The organism is Mesotoga sp. UBA5847, assembly GCF_002432735.1.
Classification (GTDB): Bacteria; Thermotogota; Thermotogae; order Petrotogales; family Kosmotogaceae; genus Mesotoga.
Map to the genome: position 1 here is coordinate 8,791 of NZ_DJGL01000030.1, position 6,064 is coordinate 14,854.

Annotated in this window: 5 protein-coding genes; 4 read left to right on the plus strand and 1 reads right to left on the minus strand. The window is 46.5% G+C overall.

Features of this window, described 5'->3' with window-relative positions; translation table 11 throughout:
• Positions 1–104: 104 nt before the first annotated feature.
• Complete coding sequence (locus B3K91_RS03345) at positions 105–1,472, minus strand: ATP-binding protein (protein WP_292589597.1); 1,368 nt, start codon at positions 1,470–1,472, stop codon at positions 105–107.
• Positions 1,473–2,331: 859 nt separating this feature from the next.
• Here B3K91_RS03345 and B3K91_RS03350 point away from each other — a divergent pair.
• The 4 genes from B3K91_RS03350 to B3K91_RS03365 all read left to right on the plus strand — a co-directional run bounded on the left by B3K91_RS03350 (position 2,332) and on the right by B3K91_RS03365 (position 5,649).
• Complete coding sequence (locus B3K91_RS03350; RefSeq protein ID WP_292593986.1) at positions 2,332–2,889, plus strand: formylglycine-generating enzyme family protein; 558 nt, start codon at positions 2,332–2,334, stop codon at positions 2,887–2,889.
• Positions 2,890–2,899: 10 nt separating this feature from the next.
• A complete protein-coding gene (locus B3K91_RS03355) occupies positions 2,900–3,043 on the plus strand; it encodes an SUMF1/EgtB/PvdO family nonheme iron enzyme (RefSeq protein WP_292589606.1) in 144 nt (47 codons plus the stop codon).
• 373 nt (positions 3,044–3,416) lie between these two features.
• Positions 3,417–3,623 carry a hypothetical protein gene (locus tag B3K91_RS03360; protein ID WP_292593989.1) on the plus strand — a complete coding sequence of 69 codons (207 nt, stop codon included), beginning with the start codon at positions 3,417–3,419 and terminating at the stop codon, positions 3,621–3,623.
• 172 nt (positions 3,624–3,795) lie between these two features.
• Positions 3,796–5,649 carry an InlB B-repeat-containing protein gene (locus tag B3K91_RS03365; RefSeq protein WP_214060009.1) on the plus strand — a complete coding sequence of 618 codons (1,854 nt, stop codon included), beginning with the start codon at positions 3,796–3,798 and terminating at the stop codon, positions 5,647–5,649.
• Positions 5,650–6,064: the final 415 nt, after the last annotated feature.

A 6,064-nucleotide genomic window follows, 5' to 3' on the forward strand; every position in this document is an offset into this window, starting at 1 on the left:
AGGACGGGTCCATGATCTGGGATGAAGGACCAAGGACGGCTCTTCACTCGACGATGATTATGCCTGACGGGTTCTTCGAAAAGCGTCTGCGTATCACAGGTTCTTCAGACTACTCTTTGGTCACCGTGAAGGAGAATGAGAGATCGATCGGACTTAGCCTCGTCAACTAGAGCTTTGGTGAAGCCAGATCTGCTGAAGATAGCGTACTCCTTCTCTTTGAATTCATCCCATCGCGGCAGATTTCCCCTTTCACGCAATGCTGCAAGAATATCAGTGCCGACGGGCCTTTCACTCCACTTGACTTCTCCCAATAATATTCGTCTCTCTTCTCTGTTCATGCCCACCAGATCGATTTCAGCGTTTCTATCCCACCAGCGACCGATTTCGAAGTAATTCGTTCCGCTAATCCACATGACAACACTGCGCGCGAAATCCTCATATGTGATCGAGAAGAACTGGTTTTCGGTATCTTTCAGGATGCTCAACAGTCTTTCCTTCTGATCGGTGAGTATGAGATCTTTGTAATAGAAAACATAACGGAAGTAGAATCTGAAGAAGTTGTCTGCTATTCTGTATAGTCCCTTCTTGCTTTTAAGCGGATCTTCACCCACTGGTACTTCTTTCTCGACTATGCCAAGAAGATTTAGAATGGAGATATATTTCATGATGCTACTTTTGTCGATACCGGTTTCGTTTATTATCTCGCCCAGTTTTCTCTTTCCGAGCGAGATTGCCCTCAAAATGGCGAAGTAGTTTCTCGGTTCTCTGAGCTCCTCATTCAGAAGAAACTCGGCTTCGGCAAACAACACCTCGTTCTGGTTGTATATCTTCTCCATGACATTTCCGTAGTAGTCAAGATCGCTGTCAAACTGCTCAAGATAGAACGGTACTCCACCAAGAGTGCCCCATATCTTGAGCAGGTCATCGAAATTGTATTTCTTCTCGAAGAAGTCGCCGATTTCATTGAAGGGAAACTGGTTTAGAAGAAGCTGTCCAGTTCGCCTGCCGTATAGAGGGCTCTTATAGCTCAAGACACTGTTCTCCATTACGGAGACGCTCGAACCCGTTAGAATGAGAAAGACATTCGAGTTTGACAAGTATTCGTCCCAGCCCTTTTGAAAAGACGAGATAATGCCCGGTTCTCTTTCTATAAGGTAAGGAAACTCATCTATCACGAGTATGTATCGATCGTGCTTGGAGGCAAGGTACTTGAACAGCATCTCCCAGTTGGAGAATCCGGCTATTATGTCTTCGTCGAAGAATTCAATAACCTTCTCAGAGAGCTTCTTCAGCTGAAGATTCTCCGGGAGTTTCTCCGCAAGGTAATAGATCCCCCGCTTCTTCCTCAAGAATTCCTTAGTGAGTTCTGTCTTTCCGACTCTCCTTCTACCGTATAGAATAAGCAGTTCCGGTTTTCCCCTTTCGAATCTCTCCTCGAGATAGGCTAATTCCCTCTTTCTGCCAACAAACACAATAATCACCTACTTGTTATACTTTACAGTATTATACTATATAGTATATTTATTGATCGATCATCTTCATCTCTCTCTTTTATTGCGGATAATTGCTTCAGTATCGTTTCAGGACATTTCGGGGATTTGAAAAAGGAAAAGAGTTGATTTCTCGATAAACATAAGGGCTGGAGGCCTGTTCTAGAGCTCAATGATCGCAAAAATGGGACTCGATTTTCAAAGCCGTTGTTAGTGGTTGGTCAGGAGCAAAGAATAAGAGCTTGACCGAGTTCATCAAGAAGCATACGAGATTCACTGATCAGAACACTCGCTTTGTCAGCTGACTGGATCCTCAAATAAACAGGGTCAGACTAGATAATTCTCATCCGGGCAACATCTTTCTCAGTACTGGAAACGATAGTCTGCTCTTCTTTGCAGACAGTATCTTGCGAAATGACGCGATAAATCGTGTCTACCTTTTGATCACGAACTGGATGTTGGATTTTGACCTTTAAATAACAGTGGATATTGTATTTAGATAAAGATAGTCATTTGAAGAACATGCTTTCATTAGCCGACAGTGCGACGCCGACATCGAAAGCACTGCCGCGCCTTATGATACCTCTGCGAGAGCTTGAGTGGAGGAATGATTATAGAAGGCTGCCGCAAATAATCAGGTGCAATCGCCAGAAACATTCATCGTCGGGAACTGACTGGGCGGAGTTTAACTTTGTATAGGACGTAAAGGTGCTATATTAGTAAACGAGCGCATTGCACTATATGTTGCATGTTACCTTGGTCTTGCCGTGCTACTTCGAGTGCAGAGCCTCACTCATGGAGGTGGGGAATGAAGAGAACGGTGCTTTTTACACTCTGAGTTTTGTCTCTGTCGGTTCTTACGCTTGCAAGAAGCGGAGAATTCGTGCTGGCTCAGAAGGGCAGTTTCACGATGGGCGATACCTCGGGAGATGGATATAGTGAAGAAAAACCAACCCATGAGATCACGCTTACGTACAGCTTCCAAATAGGCAAGTATGAAGTGACTTTCGACGAGTACGATGCTTTCTGTGAGGCTACCGGAAGAAGCAAACCCGGCGACGAAGGCTGGGGAAGGGGAACCAGACCAGTAATCAATGTAAGCTGGAACGATGCTATAGATTACTGCAACTGGCTTAGCGAGAAGGAGAAGCTTCCGAAGGCGTATGACAATGACGGCAACTTACTGGATAAGGATGGAAAAGTGACGCCTGATCCGTCAAAGGTAGTCGGATACAGACTGCCGACTGAAGCTGAATGGGAGTATGCTGCAAGAGGCGGGAACAAGAGCAAGGGATACAAGTATTCCGGGAGTGACAATGTAGATTACGTAGCCTGGTATTGGGAAAACTCTGAAGGGCATACTCACGATGTTGGAACTACTCCAACCCAACGAGCCTAGTATCTATGATATGTCTGGCAATGTTTGGGAGTGGTGCAGCGACTCGTTTGGAGAATACTCCAGCTCTGCACAGACGGATCCGTATGGCAACGGCGAACCATGTTTCAGAGCGATCAGCGGGTCCTTGCTCTTAAGGCGTACAGCGGATCTTTGAGCGAGAAGACGCTTTGAGTCTGAGATGAAGCTTCGCTTCGAGAAAAACCCTATTCGAGACTACGAAGAACAAGGAGAAAAAGCAGATCCAATAGCATCACCAGGGTGGGTATTGAGTGTAGGGTCTGGGGTTTGGCGGAAAGAACCGACTGACTCATTCACAATTATCTGATGCTACTCAGAACGAGTAGCTGGCGACGCGTCTTACCTTTGAAGCATGACCTTAACTTTACTCACTTTGTCATCCTCACTTGATCTTGGTCACAATCTGGGCTGCGGGTCTTGACGAATGACGGGTTACCAATTACCAACAACGGACAACTATTTCTTCTGCTTGCAACTGACAACGTGGAACTTGGATCTGCTTCTTTCCGATGGACGGCGGACCGTTGACGGGCAACGTTGTTTTGAGCAGCGCTCAGCGAGTCTTCGTTCTTAAGGCGTACAGCGGATCTTCGGTGGACGACGGATCGATGACGGTTGACCTGAGAGGCTTCGTGCGAAGCAGCATCACTTTCCCGGATGTTTCTCCGGGCATCACTTCCGCCGGCGATCTTTCGGCGCATCACTTCCCGACGTAGTCGGCCTCGCCTCCTAGTGAAGCCAGCATTGCGTTCACTCTCTTTCCACTGCTCCTATTCATGGGTCAACGATGTATAATTCCGTTATCAAGCAGTCATTTGCTGTGTCTTGCATTCTTCTGAGGTCGATTGATTCTTATTAAGCACTCACTAATACGAAGGGGGTGCTACAATGCGTAGAGCGTTTTTCGTTCTGATTATCCTGTCTGTGGCAATGATCTTTCTTACGAGTTGTCCAAGCGTAAAATACTCTCTTACAGTTCAGATAGGCGGCAGTGGAACTACAGATCCAACTGCAGGAGTTCACGAATTTACGAAGAACCAAATCGTTACTGTGAAAGCATATCCGGATAACGGTTGGGAGTTTGAATCCTGGGAAGGCGAAGTAGCGTCGCCCGACTCAACGACAACAGCAGTCACGATGGACAAAAGCAAGACAATCAAAGCAGTATTCGTTCAAGATCAAGTAGCAAGCATAATTGACAAATTGAATCCTTACAACCCGCTTTCATTCCGTTATGGCGAAGAACTCATACCTCTTGTGAACAGCAAGATTCAGAAATTCCTGGCTCTTTTGGAAAGCAGTGACCCACTGGAACGCTGGGCCGCAGCTTACGCCTTTCAACGAAATCTTCTGGATGAATCCACTCTTGACAGTCTAGAAGAATACCTTCAAGATGACAACAAGACTATCAGGGCACTTATTGCAGTAGCATTCTTACTGAATGGAGATGACTCAGGAAAGCCTGTACTGGAGAGTTTACTGACTGAAGACACACCCATGATGTACAGCGTACCACCGGTACTGCTTTCAGATTTTGCTGAAACCATACTCAATGCCTATTATCCCGCCGAGTATCCATTAGCAAGCTTCTTTCCTCAGACAACGTCCGTCTCTGGCGGACCCTGCGACTACACTGTCACGGTAACCATTGTTTTCCATGGTGAAGGCGCCTCAGAGACTCAGGTCGAGTCATGGGAGACTGACGCTGAAGCCATCTGGAATGGACCGAGCGGTTCTCGAGAATGGGGTGACGGCTGCTGCACAGTAACGTTCGACTTTGACTTCTCGGTTCTTGCTGAAAGTGCAGAACCACCTGATGACGCCCATGTTGTGGAAGTCAAGAAGGTCAAAGGAAGCCACACTTCGTGGGTAGCTACTCCACTGCCGACTCCAGGATCGACTGAAACAACCACGGGTGAATGGGACAATCTGGATACTGGACCTGTCATCGCCCATGAAGTTGGCCATATGATGGGTCTAGACGATGAATACCACACAGATGACGAAGGAAATTATGTAAACGACAACCCTCAACCCGCGGGCAGTCCGCCAAGCATAATGGCGCAGACCTGGGGTGGAGCACAACCCCTGACTGAACATCTGGATGCGATAATGGAGGCCGCTGGCATCGAGTGCGACTGCGATTACACCCTCACTGTTGAGCCCTCTCATGACATCAACATAGCTCCCGGATCGCATACCGTAACTGTCACAGTAACGCGAAAGGACGGAACGCCGGCAAAGAACTGTGATCTGGAGCTAAACATAACAGGACTCCATCCCAAGACAGATGTTAAACTGAAAACAGATGACACTGGAAAAACCGGCTACACGTACCAGTGTGTCGTGAAGGGGCATACTGGCATAGATTCCATAGACGTGACAGGAAAATGCGGCGCGATTGGCAATGCAATCAAAGAGTGGATCGCATTGTGGGACCTCTTCCCATTCGGTATCGATCCTTATGACGGCCAGAAGGATTATCCATATTCGATGCCGCTGCTAATCGTCTATGGAATCGAGCCGACTGAAGCTCTCGAAGCGGAGAATTTGGCGTTCAACGTTTCGGTATTTATGGGACCGGATACGATCTTCTCAACACAGACATCGCAAACCACGATCGATACGGGCCTTCATCTCGAGCCCGGAAGCGACTTCTTGATTGAGATTGTCCCCGTTGCCCTTCCAGATGCCGAAGGAACGCCAACAACGATTGAATTCTCAACTGCTCCGATTGATTAATCAAGAGGCGCGTGTTTGAGAAATTATTTAACCTGTCAGCAACAGCTAGACCGGTTGACTTTAACGAATTCTCATGATAGAATTAATAATGAAGACGCTTTCGGAGCGTCTTTTTTCTTGACTTTATCACTTTAACTCATAAAACAGAGAAGATAGCGACTCAAACCCGCATGGTTTCGTAGGCGCTATTTTTTTGTCTATATTTTTTAGTGGTAACTAATGATAAGTTGGATTTAAGTAATGATTATACAATTACTTGCTTTTGGAAGGTATTCTATGGTATTAGGTAGTCATGTTTATAAAACCTACGAAGTCTAAGAACTTTACGTATGCTCAGTTAGTTGAATCTTACCGTGACGAAGAAGGAAAGAGTCGTCACAGGGTTATCTTTAACCTTGGAAGAGTAGAGGACAAT